Source organism: Phaeodactylibacter xiamenensis (assembly GCF_000759025.1).
Taxonomy (GTDB): domain Bacteria; phylum Bacteroidota; class Bacteroidia; order Chitinophagales; family Saprospiraceae; genus Phaeodactylibacter; species Phaeodactylibacter xiamenensis.
Map to the genome: position 1 here is coordinate 100,716 of NZ_JPOS01000038.1, position 17,063 is coordinate 117,778.

Annotated in this window: 17 protein-coding genes; 9 read left to right on the plus strand and 8 right to left on the minus strand. The window is 52.3% G+C overall.

Going from position 1 to position 17,063, the window contains the following annotated elements:
* Nucleotides 1–98 precede the first annotated feature (98 nt).
* Nucleotides 99–1,250: a PDZ domain-containing protein gene (locus tag IX84_RS15265; RefSeq protein WP_044222589.1), complete on the plus strand. Its 1,152-nt coding sequence runs from the start codon at nt 99–101 to the stop codon at nt 1,248–1,250.
* On the opposite strand, the gene IX84_RS15270 is transcribed toward IX84_RS15265, so the two are convergent.
* The 5 genes from IX84_RS15270 to IX84_RS15290 are packed head-to-tail and all read right to left on the minus strand — an operon-like array spanning nt 1,251 to nt 5,344.
* Nucleotides 1,251–2,243, minus strand: coding sequence for a YihY/virulence factor BrkB family protein (locus tag IX84_RS15270; RefSeq protein ID WP_044222592.1), 993 nt, complete (start codon nt 2,241–2,243; stop codon nt 1,251–1,253).
* Complete coding sequence (locus IX84_RS15275; protein WP_081968796.1) at nt 2,230–2,646, minus strand: acyl-CoA thioesterase; 417 nt, start codon at nt 2,644–2,646, stop codon at nt 2,230–2,232. The genes IX84_RS15270 and IX84_RS15275 overlap by 14 nt, the downstream gene beginning before the upstream one ends.
* A gap of 14 nt (nt 2,647–2,660) precedes the next feature.
* Nucleotides 2,661–3,527 carry a fructosamine kinase family protein gene (locus IX84_RS15280; protein ID WP_052516040.1) on the minus strand — a complete coding sequence of 289 codons (867 nt, stop codon included), beginning with the start codon at nt 3,525–3,527 and terminating at the stop codon, nt 2,661–2,663.
* A 3-nt stretch (nt 3,528–3,530) separates the two neighbouring features.
* Nucleotides 3,531–4,265: a LytR/AlgR family response regulator transcription factor gene (locus IX84_RS15285; protein WP_044222596.1), complete on the minus strand. Its 735-nt coding sequence runs from the start codon at nt 4,263–4,265 to the stop codon at nt 3,531–3,533.
* Nucleotides 4,262–5,344, minus strand: a complete 1,083-nt coding sequence (locus IX84_RS15290) for a sensor histidine kinase (RefSeq protein WP_044222598.1) — start codon at nt 5,342–5,344, stop codon at nt 4,262–4,264. The genes IX84_RS15285 and IX84_RS15290 overlap by 4 nt, the downstream gene beginning before the upstream one ends.
* Nucleotides 5,345–5,564: 220 nt before the next feature.
* Between IX84_RS15290 and IX84_RS15295 the strand changes: the two genes are divergently transcribed.
* The 4 genes from IX84_RS15295 to IX84_RS15310 all read left to right on the plus strand — a co-directional run bounded on the left by IX84_RS15295 (nt 5,565) and on the right by IX84_RS15310 (nt 8,193).
* The gene (locus IX84_RS15295) at nt 5,565–5,975 is read left to right on the plus strand and encodes a 6-pyruvoyl trahydropterin synthase family protein (RefSeq protein WP_044222600.1); all 411 of its coding nucleotides are present in this window, start codon (nt 5,565–5,567) and stop codon (nt 5,973–5,975) included.
* 59 nt (nt 5,976–6,034) lie between these two features.
* Nucleotides 6,035–6,631 (plus strand): GTP cyclohydrolase I FolE, encoded by a 597-nt coding sequence (folE, locus tag IX84_RS15300; RefSeq protein WP_044222602.1) that lies wholly within the window; start codon nt 6,035–6,037, stop codon nt 6,629–6,631.
* 51 nt (nt 6,632–6,682) lie between these two features.
* The gene (fabD, locus tag IX84_RS15305; RefSeq protein WP_044222603.1) at nt 6,683–7,561 is read left to right on the plus strand and encodes an ACP S-malonyltransferase; all 879 of its coding nucleotides are present in this window, start codon (nt 6,683–6,685) and stop codon (nt 7,559–7,561) included.
* Nucleotides 7,562–7,635: 74 nt separating this feature from the next.
* Nucleotides 7,636–8,193 carry a YqgE/AlgH family protein gene (locus tag IX84_RS15310; protein WP_044222605.1) on the plus strand — a complete coding sequence of 186 codons (558 nt, stop codon included), beginning with the start codon at nt 7,636–7,638 and terminating at the stop codon, nt 8,191–8,193.
* A gap of 100 nt (nt 8,194–8,293) precedes the next feature.
* On the opposite strand, the gene IX84_RS15315 is transcribed toward IX84_RS15310, so the two are convergent.
* The gene (locus tag IX84_RS15315; RefSeq protein WP_238578287.1) at nt 8,294–9,658 is read right to left on the minus strand and encodes a peptidoglycan DD-metalloendopeptidase family protein; all 1,365 of its coding nucleotides are present in this window, start codon (nt 9,656–9,658) and stop codon (nt 8,294–8,296) included.
* Between the two features lie 333 nt (nt 9,659–9,991).
* Between IX84_RS15315 and IX84_RS15320 the strand changes: the two genes are divergently transcribed.
* The 3 genes from IX84_RS15320 to IX84_RS15330 all read left to right on the plus strand — a co-directional run bounded on the left by IX84_RS15320 (nt 9,992) and on the right by IX84_RS15330 (nt 12,347).
* Complete coding sequence (locus IX84_RS15320; RefSeq protein WP_044223163.1) at nt 9,992–11,173, plus strand: AIR synthase-related protein; 1,182 nt, start codon at nt 9,992–9,994, stop codon at nt 11,171–11,173.
* A 116-nt stretch (nt 11,174–11,289) separates the two neighbouring features.
* On the plus strand, nt 11,290–11,934 hold the full coding sequence (nth, locus tag IX84_RS15325; RefSeq protein WP_044222607.1) for an endonuclease III: 645 nt from the start codon (nt 11,290–11,292) through the stop codon (nt 11,932–11,934).
* Nucleotides 11,935–12,023: 89 nt separating this feature from the next.
* Nucleotides 12,024–12,347, plus strand: coding sequence for a DUF3817 domain-containing protein (locus tag IX84_RS15330; protein ID WP_044222609.1), 324 nt, complete (start codon nt 12,024–12,026; stop codon nt 12,345–12,347).
* Here IX84_RS15330 and tamL read toward each other — a convergent pair.
* A complete protein-coding gene (tamL, locus tag IX84_RS15335; protein ID WP_044222611.1) occupies nt 12,335–14,860 on the minus strand; it encodes a translocation and assembly module lipoprotein TamL in 2,526 nt (841 codons plus the stop codon). The genes IX84_RS15330 and tamL overlap by 13 nt on opposite strands.
* A gap of 30 nt (nt 14,861–14,890) precedes the next feature.
* Here tamL and IX84_RS15340 point away from each other — a divergent pair, with 30 nt between their 5' ends.
* Entirely contained in the window at nt 14,891–15,646 is a 756-nt protein-coding gene (locus tag IX84_RS15340) for a TrmH family RNA methyltransferase (RefSeq protein WP_044222614.1), read from the plus strand.
* 242 nt (nt 15,647–15,888) lie between these two features.
* Here the strand turns inward: IX84_RS15340 and IX84_RS15345 are convergent, their stop codons facing one another.
* Nucleotides 15,889–17,007, minus strand: coding sequence for a peroxiredoxin family protein (locus IX84_RS15345; RefSeq protein ID WP_044222616.1), 1,119 nt, complete (start codon nt 17,005–17,007; stop codon nt 15,889–15,891).
* Nucleotides 17,008–17,063 lie beyond the last annotated feature (56 nt).

The window sequence follows — 17,063 nt, forward strand, 5'->3', positions numbered from 1 at the left end:
ACCTTAAGATACAGGTTTTTCCAGTAGTAACAAGAGGGATCTTTGCAACCAAAAATAAACGACACTGTCTATTCCCATTAAAGCGAATATAGAAAATTATGAAAACCGCGGCTACCCTTCATATTATACTTGCACTCTGCCTGCTGCACCTTGCCTCCCTAAACGCTCAGGGCACTCAATACCGCCTGAGCAACCGTTATGAGGCAATGGGGCCGGATAACGATGCCTATATGGGGGTTTACCTGAATTCGATTGGGCCGGAGAAAGCCCGGGCGCTGGGCTTTGAAAACCTGTACGGTAGCTACATTCGGAAAGTGATCGCTGGTACGCCCGCCGACCGGGCCGGGCTGCGGGCACTGGATTATATTTATGGTGTGGATGCCTATCGTACAGGAGCAGAGCAATCCCTTTCCGATATTCTCGACCGATATAATGCCGGCGATCGGGCCAAGCTATACGTACAACGGGGCACCGGCCGGGTCAGGCTGGATATTATTTTCGGCAACCGGAATGAAGAACGCCGAAGTATCTCGGTTACCCCCTGCCAGGACCCTTTCCTGGGCGTGATGAAAATGAGCAAAGCGCCTCAAAAGGATGGAATTGTCATTCAGGTGGTAAGGGGCTCCACTGCAGATGAGATGGGGCTGGAAGACGGAGATGAAATCCTGCGTATCAATGGCTATAAAATTCTGGACTGGACTGATCTGACCTACGCCATCAATGATACGGAAGTGGGCTCGGATATTGAAATTGTAGCCTGGAGGGGCAGAGGCCGGATTGAACGTTCTCATCCCATTCAGTCGCGTTGCGCTTATGAAGAAAACAAGGTCACAGCTACCGTACGTACTACCGAAAAGCAGGAGAATAAGTACTTCGATACCTACATCAAGGACAGGAACGGCCGTAAACTGCTTAGTCAAAGCATGGACCGCAACGATGTGCAACAGGCCAACCGGCAGTATGGGCTTGGTCTTAAAACAGATCAGTCCCTGCCGGTCAGTAACTTTTACTTTGGTGCCGATTTTGATCAGAAGGTACTTGAGCTGAGCTTCGAATTACCAGGTAGCGGCCCAACTCGGGTAAAGGTATTCAATACAAGGGGGCGGGCCGTATACGATTTCGACCTGGGCAGCTTTTCCGGAACCTTCAGAGACCGGACCAACCTCCTGAAGAATGGCTCTGATGATTACTTCCTTGAGGTCACGCAGGGTGGGAAAAGTCAGGTCAGGAAGATAGAAATCCGGCAGTAATCACACCTCTTTGGCCGGGATGCGCTTTTTCAGGTCGCGGTTGACGGCAATGCTCGCATTCAGCTCAAAGCCAATGAGCAGGATGAGGGAGTTGATTTGTATCCAAAGCATCAATGCGATGATGGCACCGAGCGAGCCGTAGAGCTCGTTGTAGGTGTTGAATTCATTGACATAAAAAGAGAAGGCCAGAGATGAGATGATGCATAAAATAGTCGCCAGCGTAGTCCCCGGCGAAAAGATGGCAAACCGCCGTTTGGCAGCGGCCCCATACCGGTAGATCAGCGCAATACCCATGTAAAATACCAGCAGAATTGCCAGCCAGCGCAGCAGCTGAATGGTGATATTGGTAAAGCTGTCCAGAGCGATAAAGTCATTCAACAGCCCAAGCAGGAACTCGCCCAGGATAATCAGTACCACTGCAGCAATCAGCAGCACACCGATCAAAAAAGTCAGGCCTATTGCGATGAAGCGCTTTTTGAAAGCATTCCTGCTTTTGAAGGTTTTGTTGTAAGACTTGTCAAAGCCGCGCATCAGCGCAATCATGCCGTTGGAGGCAAAGTAAATGGCAAAAATAAAACCAATGCTGAGGAGCCCAAACCGTGGATTATTGGTGATGTCGTCCACGAAGGCAAACAACCGGTCTCCGGTTACACCTGGTAATATTCGTTGTATTTCTGTGCGCAGGTAAATATCAAAGTTCTCTCCCTCCGGCAGGTACTGAATAAATGCCCACTTGAAAATGGGGATAAGCGTAAAGAATGCAATAAGAGAGGGGAAAATAGAAAGGAAGAAGTTGTAGGCAATGGCATAGGAACGGGTAAACAGGTCATTGCGCTTCAGCTCATTCTGAATGAAGACAATCACGTCATACAACGGAACCTTGAAAAACCCCGGCAGAGAGTTATGCTGCGACCATTCGATCACCTGCTTGACGATGGGCAGGTTGAACAACCGTTTTTGTATGGCTTCTATGTCTATTTTAGGCTTCTTCAAAGTAAGGCTTCAATTGGTTGACCAACAGTTCAGGTGCCGGAATGGTTTTGCCCGACTTCGCATCCACAAAGCACAGCTTTACGGTAGCCCCGTTGACGAGCTTGCCGCGCTCATTGAACAACTCCATGTGAAAGGTGATGAAGCGCTCCGGTAGTTGCCGCAGCGTTGTCCGGATGGTTAGTAATTCGTCGTAATGAGCGGGCCGTACGTAGCGAATGTTCATGGAAACGACTGGCATGAGTATGCCCTGTTCTTCTTCCATAGCTTTGTAGGTCAGGCCAAGGGACCGCAGCATTTCCACCCGGCCTATTTCGTAGTATTGCGGGTAGTTGCCGTAGTAGAGGTAACCCATCTGATCGGTTTCGCCGTAGCGTACCCGCTTTTTGAATTCGTGGCTGTACATGTTTTTGTCGTGCATTAGCGGGCCCATCGGTTGACAATTTCCTGCACCGAGCCGGTATAGCTGCGGCCAAACAAATTGACATGGACCAGTAGATAGTAAAGTTGGTAAAGGCCGGCGCGTTTCCTGAATCCGGGAGCGGTAGGGTAGGCCTGCTCGTAGGCTTCGTAGAATGCCGGTGAGAACCCGCCAAACAGCAGCGACAGGCCCAGGTCCATCTCCCGGTGGGCATAGCTCACGGCCGGGTCAATCAGGACCGGGCTGCCATCGGCGGCAGTCAGAAAGTTGCCGCTCCAGAGGTCGCCGTGGGTCAGGGCAGGGGGCTCCTGGGGGCAAAGGTCGGGCAATCGTTCGTACAAACGGCTGAACTGCGCCTCGGCTCCCGGCCATAGCAAATGTTGCTGTGTAGCCCTGCGGACTTGCGGGCGCAGGCGTTCCTCTCGGTAAAAGTCGGCCCAGTTGGCATGCCGGTGGTTGCGCTGCGGCAAACTGCCGATGAAGTTGTCCTGATCCAGCCCAAAGGTGTCGGCCGTATGCTGATGCAGCCTGGCCAGCCCTTCGCCAAAGGCCTGCCAAAAAGCTGCAGTAGCCCGCCCTTCCTCAATGAACGCCAGCAAAAGATAGCTTTGCCCGTCCACCGTGCCCTGCCGGATCACTTCCGGTATGCTCAGCGGGCCCGCCTGCCTAAGCAACTGTAATCCATAGGCATCAGCAGCCATCATGGCACCGGCCTGAGGGGCATCATTGACCTTCAGGAAGAAGTGGCCCTTTGAGGTCTCCAGGCGGTAAGCAGCATTAATACTCCCACCACTCACCGGCTGGCTGCGCTCCACTGGCGACCCGGTAGCTTGAATACAGGCTTGCAGAATGGCATCTGACAGCAAAATCTACAAGCGGTTTTTATTGACAATATCGAGCAGTTCGTCCCGGTAGTTTTTGCCGATAGGGAGATGCTTAGCCTGTCCCTTCTCCACCACTTCCACCATATTGCCCACTACCGCATCAATGCGCTCGATGTTTACGATGTAGCTTCGGTGAATGCGCTTAAAGGTGCCCTGAGGTAGTTTGTCTTCCAGGCTCTTCATGGTCTGCAGAGTGATGACCCGGGAATTTTCCTGCCGGATGATGACATAGTCCTTTAGCCCCTCGATGTAGATGATATCCTGGTAGTGGATTTTGACCAGTTTCTTATCGGCTTTAACGAAGATGTAGCCGGGGTCATCGGCAGCAGCGGGTGCCGTTTCGGCCGCATTGCCTTTTCGCTTCAGTTCAATCTGCTCGATGGCTTTGTTGGTGGCTTTCATAAAGCGCTCCAGGGAAATAGGCTTCAGCAGGTAGTCCAGTGCATTGAGCTCAAACCCTTCAATAGCGTAATTAGGATAAGCGGTGGTGAAGATGACGACCGGTGGTTTGTTCAGCGTTTTCAGGAAATCCACGCCGGTAAGCTGCGGCATCTGAATATCGAGGAACATGAGGTCAACGTCTTTAGACTTTAGTGCTTCGTTGGCTTCCAGGGCGTTGCTGCACTTTTGGACAAGGGTTATTTCCGGAATCTTTTCGATGTAGGTCTCCAGCACGTCCTGTGCCAGCGGTTCATCATCGACAATGATTGCATTGATCATACTTCCAATTTTTTGGTATGAGGCTCGATGTCGAGCATGAGGTTTACAGCGTAAGTGTTGGGGCTGTCTTCTATGTCTAGTTCGTAGTGGTCCGGGTACAAAAGCTTGAGGCGCCGGTGGATATTCACCAGGCCGATGCCACCACTGGGGCGGCTGGGGTCCCGGCTGGGCGGCGCATCCGACTTGCTGTTCTCAATGTAGAAATGTACGTTATTTTCATCAACATTCAATACGATATTCACAAAGCCTTCGTCAATGCGGCTGCTCAGCCCGTGCTTAAAGCTGTTTTCCAAAAAGGGGATGAACATCAGGGGCGCGATCTTTTGGTCGCTGATGCGCCCGTTGACTTCAAAGTTGATTTGGGCGTTTTTGCCCTGCCGGATGCGCTCCAGGTCGAGGTAGTTGCGAATGTAGGAGACCTCCTTGCTCAAGAGGACCTGCTTTTCGTTGCACTCGTAGAGCATGTAGCGCATCATTTCCGAAAGTTTCAGCACAATTTCCGGTGCCTCGTCCGACTTTTTCAGGGTCAGGGCATAAAGGTTGTTGAGAGTGTTGAAAAGGAAGTGCGGGTTGATCTGCGACTTTAGAAAACGCAGCTCAGACTGCATGGTTTGGGTCTGCAACTCTTGTTTTTCGCGCAAGTGCCGCAGCCAGTCGGTGATGATTTTAAAGACGGTTGAAGAACCGGCAATGAAAAAGGTCAGCAGGAAGTACCAGTTCATATTTTCCAGCAGGTCGGCCTGCAGTTGAGGCAATTTGCTGAATTTGAAGTAAAAAACCAGCACTTTCAGCGGGGTGATGATCAGCGTGGCAAGGATAAGCAGCCCGCTGTAGGTCAAAAATTTCTTTTTGGTCAGGTAATTGGGGATAAGGTAGAGGAGGTTGAAGTAAACGATGACACCATAAAACAGGATATTGATTACTTCATTACTTAGCGTAAACCAAAAGCCTTGCCGGGTATTTTCAAACACCGTCAGCAGCAGCAGCACCATCAGCCAAAACAAGCTGTGGTATACTTCACGCCGTGTGAGTACCTGGTAGATACGGTCAGCTCTGGAGGTCTGGAAATGTTTTTCCATAGTTATTGCTGCAAGTCTGCTGGTCGTTATGCTTTCCGAAAATGCATTGCCAATATACGGCTAATGCCCGTTTGGCATCAAAAAATGTAGACAGATTAAGGCTGATCATCGACTTTGTGCGGGCAGGGCACTAAAGAAACAGAAATATTTGTACTTTTGCGGTTCTGTTTCAACAGGCTTTGAATGCCGCTGAAAATCGATAAAAACTGCAAAAGCCACTATGGTTTATCTGACTAGAAGAGAGCGGTTTAATGCCGCCCACAAACTATGGGTCGATAGCTGGAGTGAGGAGAAAAACCAGACGATGTTTGGCAAATGCTCCAATAAAAACTGGCACGGTCATAACTACGACCTGTTCGTAACCGTCAAGGGTAAACCGGACCCGGTCACCGGATTTATCGTGGATGTCAAACAGCTGAGTAAGCTCATCAAGTCGTCGATTGTGGATAAAGTAGACCACAGCAACCTTAACCTGGACGTCGATTTTATCCCCGAAGGTATGCAGCCTACAACTGAGAACCTCGTCATCCTGTTCTGGCAGCAATTGGAGCCCCTGCTGGAAGGCTGTCAGCTGCACTGCATCAAGCTGTACGAGACCGAAAATATCTTCGCTGAATACTATGGCGAGTAGCCTTGCAGACAACCCTTTGCTGTTATCGGCGTTCTTCTTAGGAATCAACTCAAACAGGCATGTCTTTTCACAAATCAGAGGAATACGATCAAGCAACTACCGAAGCCCTGACTGGGCTTTACCAGGCTGCCATTGGGCAATTGGGTGAGGACGTGAGCCGCGAAGGGCTCGTCAAGACTCCGGAGCGGGCTGCCAAAGCTATGCAGTTTCTCACACAGGGCTATGAACAAGACGCAGAACAGATACTGAAGTCTGCTATGTTCCGGGAAGAATACAGCGAAATGGTCCTGGTAAAAGATATCGAATTGTATTCCCTGTGCGAACACCATCTGCTGCCATTTTTTGGAAAGGCGCATGTGGCGTATATTCCCAACGGTTACATCGTGGGATTAAGCAAAATTCCGCGGGTGATCGATGTGTTCGCCCGGCGGCTGCAGGTACAGGAGCGCCTGACGGATCAAATTCTGCACTGCATACATGAAACCCTAAACCCGCTGGGTGTGGCTGTAGTGATTGAAGCCCGCCACATGTGCATGATGATGCGCGGCGTACAAAAGCAAAATTCAGTAACGACCACCTCTGCTTTTACCGGCGAATTCCAAAGGGCGGAGACCCGGGCAGAATTTTTAAACCTGGTCAGTGCCGATTTGCATTGAAAGAAGGCTCCTTCAGGAGCATAATCAGAAAACTTCAAAACGAAATCAACCATGAAAGCCTACGTTTTCCCCGGCCAAGCTTCCCAGTTTGAAGGTATGGGCAAAGACCTGTACGAAAGCAGCGACCTGGCTAAAAAGCTATTTGAGCAAGCCAACGATATTCTTGGTTTCCGCATTACGGATGTAATGTTTGAAGGCTCCGCTGAAGACCTCAAGCAGACGCGGGTGACGCAACCTGCGGTGTTCCTGCACTCCATTGTGAAAGCCAAAATGGCGGGAGACGAGATGAACCCTGGTGCAGTAGCCGGGCACTCCCTGGGCGAGTTTTCTGCCCTTGTAGCCGCCGGTGCCCTGAGTTTTGAAGAGGGGCTCAAGCTGGTACAAGGCCGTGCTCAGGCCATGCAGAAAGCCTGTGAAATGCAGGAAAGCACCATGGCCGCCATCATTGGTATGGAGGACGAAGTCGTAGAGCAGATTTGTGAGGGTATCGATGCTATTGTGGTCGCGGCCAACTATAACTGCCCTGGCCAGCTGGTGATCTCTGGCTCTGTGGAAGGTGTGAATCAGGCGGTGGAGGCACTGAAGGAAGCGGGGGCCCGCCGGGCGCTCGTACTGCCGGTAGGTGGGGCCTTCCACTCTCCATTAATGCAACCTGCTCAGGACGAACTACAGGCGGCTATAGAGGCAGCAGCCTTCCAGCAACCGGTTTGCCCGATCTATCAAAATGCTACCGCGACCGCCACAACCGACCCGGAAGTCATCCAAAAAAACCTCATCGCTCAACTGACAGCCCCCGTACGCTGGACACAAACCATGAAAAACATGATCGCGGATGGCGTCACCGAGTTTATCGAGGTCGGTGGGAATGGCAAGACGCTCCAGGGTTTTGTAAAGAAGGTAGACCGGCAGTTCCCTACAAGTGCTTTGTAGTATTCAAAAAAATGACTCCCGGCTGAACCAATTCCCGTCCCCGATGGGTTCTTTTGTAATGAAAGCACAATTTTATGGTTAGCAATCAAGTGAAAAACGGGCAGGTCTTACTGGCAGAGCCCTTCATGTTAGATCCAAATTTTAAACGCGCTGCGGTGCTGCTCTGTGAGCATGGCGAGGAAGGCAGCGTGGGGTTCATCATGAATAAGCCACTTGATATGCAGATCGATGCCCTGGTCGAGTCCTTCCCGGAATTTGAGTCCCGGGTCCTCTACGGCGGGCCGGTGCAGCGCGATACCATCCACTATCTGCACACGGTAGGGGATTTGCTGGAAGGCAGCCGCCCGGTCGGCAACGGTATCTACTGGGGCGGTGATTTCGAAAAACTGAAATTTTTAGCGACCTCCCAGCTCATCGAGCCTAAAGATATCCGCTTCTTCGTTGGCTATTCTGGTTGGTCGGAAGGGCAGCTCGATGATGAGATGACCCTCGGCTCCTGGGTGGTGGCAGACATGCACGCCAACTATCTTTTCAATATGGACTCCGGTCAGGTATGGGAGCAGGCGATGTACAACAAAGGTGATGCTTACACGGTCATTGCGAATATGCCGGAATTTGTTAGCTGGAATTAGCCTCTTCTTTTACCCGCCGTCCTAAAAAGAATAAGCCCCCTTCAGTACCATTTTGGCAGCCGAAGGGGGCTTCGTTTTGTTTTGATGGATCTTGTTTTTCTTACGGGTTATCCGCACCGGTTGCTTCATCGGTTTCTTCTGAAACGATCTTGTTCGGTTTGGCATTATTCAGCAGTTCCATGTAGCGGTCGCGCTGCAGCCCAAACTGAGACAGCTCTGAATCCGGCAGTGGCTTGGCAGGTGGGAATTTCATATTCAGGTGGTTGACCTGCTTGCCGTCTTTCCAGAAGCGGAAGCAAACGTGAGGGCCTGTAGCCAGGCCCGTAGAGCCCACATAGCCAATCACCTGCCCTTGCTTCACATGTGTGCCGACGCTGATGCCTTTGGCGAACTTTTGCATGTGCAGGTACTGCGTTTCGTAGGTTTTATCGTGTTTGATCTTTACGAAGTTGCCGTTGCCTTTGGTGTAGGAGGCACGGGTAACCACACCGTCACCCACCGCGTAGATAGGTGTGCCGTAAGGCGCAGCGTAATCGGTGCCATAGTGCGGGCGGCGGCGCTTCAGGATAGGGTGGAAGCGGTTGAGGTTGTAGTAGGAGGAAATCCGGGAGTACTTCACCGGCGATTTGAGGAAGCCCCGCTTCATCGGGCGGCCTTCCAGGTCATAGTACCCTTCGTGTGCCCCATCTTCGCTCTTGTAGTAAATAGCGTGGTATTCGTTCTCGCCTGTTTTGTAGTAAGCTGCGTGGACGGCCCCGATGCCTACTTCTTCGCCATCGATAAACTCGCGGTCAAAAACGAGTTTGAACTCATCGTTCTTCTGCAGGTGGTGGAAGTCAATCGACCATTGCAGCGCGCCTTCCATTTTAGCAGCCAGCTCGTAGCTCAGCCCCTGTCCGACGATGGCGTTCCAAAGGGAAGACTCCAGCTTGCCAGCTACAGAGCCCTGCTGCGTTTCCACAACACGCTCCTTACGCTCCACCTTGTAGTCACCGGAGAGCTCGAACACCACATACTCGTAGTCGTTGGGCTCATAGACCATGTAAAGCGGCTGCTCTGCGCCCGGCTTGGAAAGAATGGTATAAGGTTTGCCTACCCGAAGGTGGCGAACATCAAAAACATCCTCCATATTGGCGACCAGCTTCTCAATCGAAGGGTAATCGAGCTGCTGACCCAGGAGGATGTCGGCTAAGAATTGTCCGGATTGAATGGTGTTTTCCTGCAATTGCAGCGTATCAATAGCAAAGCCGTACTTCATGGTAGGGACTACTGCCGGGAAAGCGCTAAGCTCCACCGGTGCTTCCGCTGAAGAAAGCGAAGCCCGCAGCCCTTTTTTGCTATTCAGCTGAGTAGCGGCATAAAAAATAGCCGTGCCCGCGAGGAGGACGGCAATTGAGATCGCTGAAATATGTATAGTGCGTTTATACTGTCGGTAAAAGTGGTTAATCGATTCTGTTAGATCCACGATGAAGTAGGTTTGATGAATAAATGGTGTGCTGTAATTACGGCATACCAAGCCAGTATTGGGGGTGAATACGGTAAATAGCTACTAATTTTTGGGACGAGAACCATGGGATCAAAAGGTGCTGAATGTTTTTTGCACCTGCAAATATAGAAGCGGCGGCAAGCTGCGCCTAATATTAATTGTTAAAATTACAAAAAATGGAACTTTTTGTTCAGCTCCCCGTATAAAAACTTTTGCGCCACTTCTTTTTCTCCAACTATTTATATCCTTTTTGAACGCTTTTCTAATCATTTCTACGGAATTCCCTACCTTTGCGGGAAATTACCAAACCGGATGGCAGACCAATCGAAATACGGGCTACGGGGCGTCTCAGCAACCAAAGACGAAGTGCACGCCGCCATAAAAAATCTGGACAAAGGCTTATACCCGAACGCTTTCTGCAAAATCCTGCCTGATGTGGCAGCCGGTAGCCCGGAGCATTGCACCTTGATGCATGCCGATACCGCTGGCACCAAAGGCAGCCTCGCTTACCTCTACTGGAAAGAAACCGGCGACCTCTCCGTTTGGGAAGGTATTGCACAGGATGCGATGGTAATGAACCTTGACGACATGGGCTGTGTCGGCTGCACCAGCAATATCCTGCTCTCCTCAACGATTGGCCGGAATAAAAACCGGATTTCGGGCGATGTCATCAGCACCATTATCAATTTCACCTCTGCTTTTGTGGAAGAAATGCGCAGCCACGGCGTAGACATCCACCTCGCAGGCGGAGAAACGGCCGATGTCGGAGATATCGTCCGTACTATTGATGTGGGCTATACGGCTTTCGCCCGGATGAAGCGCAGTGACCTGATTGTGAATGACATTCAGCCCGGCGATGTGGTTGTTGGCCTCGCCTCCTACGGCCAGGCTACCTACGAAAAATCCTACAACGGCGGTATGGGCAGCAACGGGCTCACAAGTGCCCGCCACGATGTTTTCAGTCACCGTTATGCTTCCAAGTACCCGGAAAGCTACGACCCCACACTGCCTGAAACCGTCGTCTACGTGGGCTCCAAGAGCGTGACGGATGAAGTCAGTATCGGGAACGGGCAAAAGATGACAGCCGGCAAGCTGGTATTGTCGCCCACCCGGACCTACCTCCCTGTGATCGCGCAGCTGTTGAAGCATCTGAAGCCTTCCATAAACGGCATGATCCACAATACCGGCGGAGGGTTGTCTAAGGTGGTCAAGTTTATTGACAACGTGCGGGTGATCAAAGACAACCTGCTGCCCCTACCGCCCCTCTTTCAGATGATCCGGGAAGAGTCTGGCACCGACTGGAAGGAAATGTATCAGGTCTTCAACATGGGGCAGCGCCTGGAAGTCTATCTTCCGGAAAGCGAAGCTCAGGCGGTCATCGATATCGCCAAACAGTTTAATATTGATGCTCAAATCATTGGGCGTGTTGAAAAGGCCGATCAGCCAACGGTAAGGGTGGAAAGCCTCTACGGTACTTTTGAATACGACCATTAATGGATAACACCAACCCCAAGATCCTCAAATGCCGAAAGATTTCAGGTAGCGGGCAAAGGCGAAAATAGAATCGAAGCGTATTTGCCGCTACTAAAACACCATCACTTTGAACAGGCATGAGAAGAGTTACTAAGCAACAGAAAGTCAAAGCTATTACAGAGATTCTGGAATCTTACTACCCTGAAGTTCCAGTCCCCCTCGATCACAAAGACCCCTACACCCTCCTGGTAGCCGTATTACTGTCGGCTCAATGTACCGATGAACGGGTTAACCGCATTACGCCCTTGTTGTTTGAACGGGCGGACAACCCCAAAGATATGGCACAGATGCCTGTCGATGAAATCCGGGAGATTATCCGCCCCTGTGGCCTTTCTCCCCGCAAATCAGCGGCCATCAGCGAACTGTCAAATATCCTGGTAGAAAAATATGGAGGAGCAGTGCCCGAAGAGATGGAGGCGCTGGAAGCATTGCCCGGGGTAGGTCACAAAACGGCCTCCGTGGTCATGTCCCAGGCTTTCGGAGAGCCTGCCTTCCCGGTTGACACTCACATCCACCGCCTGGCTTACCGCTGGGGGCTGAGCACCGGTAAGAATGTACAGCGTACGGAGTATGATCTCAAACGACTTTTTCCGAAGGAGCTATGGAACAAGCTGCACCTGCAAATCATCTTTTTCGGAAGAGAGTACTGCCCGGCAAGGGGGCACGACCCAAGGGAATGCCCGATTTGCAGTCAGTACGGCCGCAAAACCCTGTTTAAGTAAAAGTTAGCGATTGCAATAACCCGGTCATTTAGGGCATAGGGTAGTAACCAACTCCGGGCTTGGCTGTTATTGTGGAAAAAAGAGAGACTATGCTCAAAAAATATTTCGGAACAACCATACAAGCCCTTCGCATATTGGCTTTATGGGAAGGCGTTTCCTTCCTGCTGATCCTGTTTTTTACTATGCCGCTTAAGTATATGGCGGGTATCCCTGAGCCCAATCTCGTGGTTGGAATGGCACATGGCTTCCTTTTTATTGGCTACATTACGATAGTGATACTGGCCCGGTCAGAATACAGGATGAGCCTGGGGCAGACTTTTTGGTCGCTGCTTGCCTCCATTGTGCCATTCGGGACCTTTGTGGCGGACAGCAAAATCTTCAAGCCCATACAGCAGCAGGTTCAGAAGGGGTAGCCAAAGCCCAGGTTGAAAGCCACGATATCCCCAAGGCGCAGGTCCACGCGGTTCCCGTCCGCCCGAAAGTCCCGGAACCAGTAGTTCTGCCAGTTGGCGGGGCTGTCGGGCTCATTGGGGAATGGGGCAGCATGCCGGAGTTTCACGCCCATGTCCAGCCGCAGAATGAAGTAGGAAAAGTCGAGCCGCAGCCCAAAGCCGCCGCCTATAGCAATCTGCCGGTAGAAAGGCTCATTGGTATACGAAATCCGCTCCCCGGATTCCTGGTCCACACAGGTATAGGTTTTGCCCCTTAGTAAAAACTGAGAACCGCAACGGTTGGGGTCCCGCCGGAGCGTCCACACATTCCCGGCATCCAGGAAAAATGCCCCATTCATCAGCCAGAATATTTTGAACCGGTATTCCAGATTGGCTTCCAGTTTGAAGTCGCCGGTCTGGTAGAGCCGGGTGTTATTCGCACTCCGCACCGCCAGCGTATCTTCATAAGCACCCGGGCCGAGCCCGCGGGGTGCCCATGCCCGTATGCTGTTGGGCCCTCCGGCAAAGAACTGCTTCACATAGGGGACATCGGTGGTGTACCCAAACGGCCGGGCTACACCAATAGAGAAGCGGGCCGCAAAACTGTGGTTGGGCCGGCTTTGCCAGTACCGCCTCAGGTCAATTTGTGTACGGGCGTATTGCGAAAAATCCACGCCCTGCCCACCGCCCAAATTAAGGCGCAGGGTATCCGGTTCCAGGGAAAAGCTATTGTAAATCGCATTGCCTGCCCAGATTTCCGCACCCGCAAGTTCCAGATTGAAGCCCAGGTAGTAGGAATTGCCCCGGCGGTTGGGCCGGGAGTTGTACACGTAGTTCATGTCCCGGAAGAGCAGGCTAACGAACAGCTGCTCGCCAAAGGAGCGTTCCAGGAAGGGGTTGAAGGCGAGCAGGGAGTCAAAGTTCGCTTCAGTCGTAGGCAGCAGGTAATCAATGCCCACGTGGTTCAGGATAAACCGCTTGTTGTTGGCGGGTTGGTGGTCAAAGCCGTAGGTGCTTGTGAAAAGGTTGTACTGGTAAAAATCCAGGATAAGCAGGTAGTTGTAGTTGGCGGATACGCGGGTGGACGCATTCTCCTGAAGCGATTGGTAAAAGCCTTCCCTGAAAAAGACCGACGATTCCTTTTTGCCCAGCCGGGCCCTGTCCAGCCGCCGCCAGATGCTCAGGTAATCAATAAACCGGGGCAGGTAGAGGTTGGTCTGTAAGCCGAGGTCCACCGTATTCCAAAACTGCCCGGCAGAGATGGCTTGGGGAGCCGGGTTGAATTCCACACCGGCGTTGAAGTCCGTGATCAGGAGCTCCGCCCCGCCAAAGACATTGCGGTGGCGCAGCGATGGGCTGACCGTAGTGCCAATGAGGTTGCCAATGCCCGTAGCGCTTCGGCTGGCGTAGTTGAACTCCAGGTCGGCACCCACTTCCAGACGCTTGTTTTGCGTAAGCTCAATGCGGATGTCCAGCCGGTCCGGGTAGAGCGAATCGATGTTTTGCTTGATCCGGACGAAACGGAAGACCCCCAGGCTGTTGAGCTGTTTGTTGGTCAGGTCGTAATCGTCCTGACTATAGAGTTCGCCTTGCTTTAGGTAGATGGATTCCACAACGGTGCCCGGGTCTACCCGAAAGTAAGGGTGGGAAGTGCGCAGGTGGATGTCGTTGATCAGGGTGTCCGCCAGGGTGGAGTCGCCCTGTCCGGGGATGTAGTCCAGAAAAACCGTGATGTCGTCAATATGGTACTGCTGATGCACGGTATCCTCAGCCGGGGGCAGGACTTCCAGCCGGAGCGCTGCCCGTTGCCCTTCCACTGTCGTGTCTGCATCCAGAGGCGCAAAGTAATTGCTGAAAAAGTAGGCATAACCGTGGTTGCGCAGGTAGCTGGTAATGCGCTTCCGTTCCTGATCGTACAGTTGCCCGTCAATTGCAGACCCCGGCTTCAGGTAGCTGCGGGGGGCTATGGAGCGCAGGATGCTGTCCACCGTGGGGTCCTTACAGGCAAACACAATAGTATCTACCCGGTACTGCTCATTGGGGGTGACGTGGTAGGTAATGTACATTTTTTTGCGCCTGACCAGTGGGTCAGAATAGACCTCGGCATCGAAGTAGCCCTTGTACTGCAGGTAGTACCGCATAGATTGTTCGGTGGCTTCACGCAGGGATGGATCGTAAATCGCCGGGGGCTCGCCGATCACCCGCCGCAGCAGCCGGTCAAATTTGGTCGTATCGCCGGGCCCGTTGGTGACGAAGTAAAACCACTCCCGCGGCATGAAAAAGAACCGGTTGTTTTTGGTCTGCTTGTACAAGGTGGACAGCTCGTACTTCATATTGCGTTCCCGTTCCAGCTTGTCATCCGCATGTAGCTTGATGCTGTTGCCGCGCAGCAGGTATTCATCCGCCGCCAGGTACCTGGAGGAATTGCAGGATGAAAAAAACAGCAGTGCCAGAACGGCACCGATTAAGTATATTGTGCTTTCACTGCTACGCATGGGCATTTTGATCAACAGCCAAAAAACGTTATGCCGGTTTCTAAAAATACGATCAAATATATACAATCACTCCGCCAGAAGAAGTTCAGGCAAAAGTATGATAAATTCGTTGTAGAGGGCGATAAGATGGTCCGCGAACTGCTCGAACACCGCTCTGAATGGGTAGAAACCCTCTTTGCGCTGCCCAATTGGATGGAACATTTGCCCCCGCAGCAGTGGCCACCTGACCTACAGGCGCTCACCGTCTCTGAAAATGAACTCAGCCGCCTGTCCCTGCTCAAAACGCCCAATCAGGTATTGGCCCTCGTGCGGCAGCCCCGCTATGCCCTCCGTGCGGCAGACCTCACAGGAGGGTTGTCGCTTTACCTCGACGACCTGCAGGACCCCGGCAATATGGGCACCCTCTTGCGACTGGCGGACTGGTTCGGTATTTCAACGGTGATTTGTTCGCCGAATTGTGTGGAGGTCTTCAACCCTAAAGTCATACAGGCGTCCATGGGCGCGTTTTTACGGGTCTCCACCATCGTTGCTGATTTTGAAGCCGTCCGGAACACCGCGCCCGGCCTGACCATCTTCGGCGCAGATATGGAAGGGGAGAATGTTTTCCAGGCCGATCTGCCCCAAACCGGTGTACTGGTCATCGGCAACGAAGGCGCAGGCATCACCCCGGCAGTAATGGAACAGGTGACGCACCGGGTGTCTATCCCCAGAGGAAAAGGTGGCGGCGCGGAGTCGCTGAATGCGGCGGTGGCGGCCGGGATTATTATTGGGGTACTGCTGAATTGAGGTGATGGAAGGCTAAGGCTAAGGTTCAGGATGAGGATAAGGTCCTGGCAGGGGCTTCAAAACAGGGATAGCGAGCTATCCGGCAGCCGCCCGGAGTCGATCGCAAAGCGGTCGTGCCCGTGGAGGTCCACCCTTAGCCCGCTCAGCCTCAACCTGAACCTCAACCTCCCCCAGGGCACCTCCAAAAAAAGCCATCCAGGCAATACCCGAATGGCTTTTATCCAGACTAAATTACAGCCTGCTTACAGGAGTTTTTTCAATTCCGCTTCGATTTGTTCCGCACCACGGACGCTGGTAGAAACAATCCGGCCCTCCTTGTCAATCATGAAGGCACGCGGGATGCTGCGCACATCGTAGAGGGCGGCAGCATCAGACTCCCACTTTTTCAGGTCGCTCACATGGTACTCCCATTTCAGGTTGTCCTGTTCGATGGCTTGCACCCAGCGTTGCTTCTGGTTTTGGAGGTAGGTTTCGGCCTCCATTTCAGAATTCAGGCGGCTGCGGGTACGGGAATCCAGCCCGTCTAGAGAAACGCTAAAGACCGTAAAGCCCTGATCCTTGTACTTGTCGTAAACGGCCACCACATTTGGGTTTTCCCGGCGGCACGGGCCACACCAGCTTGCCCAAAAGTCGAGCAGGACGATCTGCCCGCGAAGGTCGGACAACGCATATTCTTTCCCGTCCGGGCTCTTCATTTTGATGTCCGGCGCCATTTGGCCCACCTGAATCAGTTCCTGTGCCTGCTGCTGCATGTACTGACGCTCCACGGCGGTGAGGAAAGCACTGTAGTTGGCACCCATCTCCGAGTTGGGGATGGCTTCATTGAGGCGGCGGAGGGCATTCTTTTGGGTATCCAGAAACTGCCCGTTGGAGCCCAGCGAGCGGTAAGCGACAAAAGCGCCCAGCACCGGGTTGGAAACGGAATCGACGAAATTCTCAATATCCGAAGCCTGATACTCCCGCTTGAAGAGGCTGTTCATGGTATGCGCCAGGATTTTGGAATCCGGAGCCCCCTCAATATCGAAGTTAAAGGTTTGGATATCGTTGAGGTCGCCCTTGAGCGTGACCTGCTTTTCGCTCCCGTCAAAGACGAGGTTGAAATTCTTGGCACCAATGCGCATTTGGTAAACCCCCGCCTCAATGCCTTCCGGGAATTCCATTTTGAACTGCCCGTTGGCATCCATATCCGCTTTCGCTAAAACATTACTTGCTTTGCCGATCTTCACCTGATCGAGGTAGACCTGCATATTCGCTGCATTCTCAATCTGCCCGTCGATAACGGTACCTTTGACCTCAGGGGCACACTGCCAGACGGCCAGGGACAGGAGGGTTGCCATTAGGGTAATTCCAATATTCTTCATGCTCGGTACGAGTATTTTGATTCGGTAATAATTACTAGCTTGCGTTGAGGCTTTAG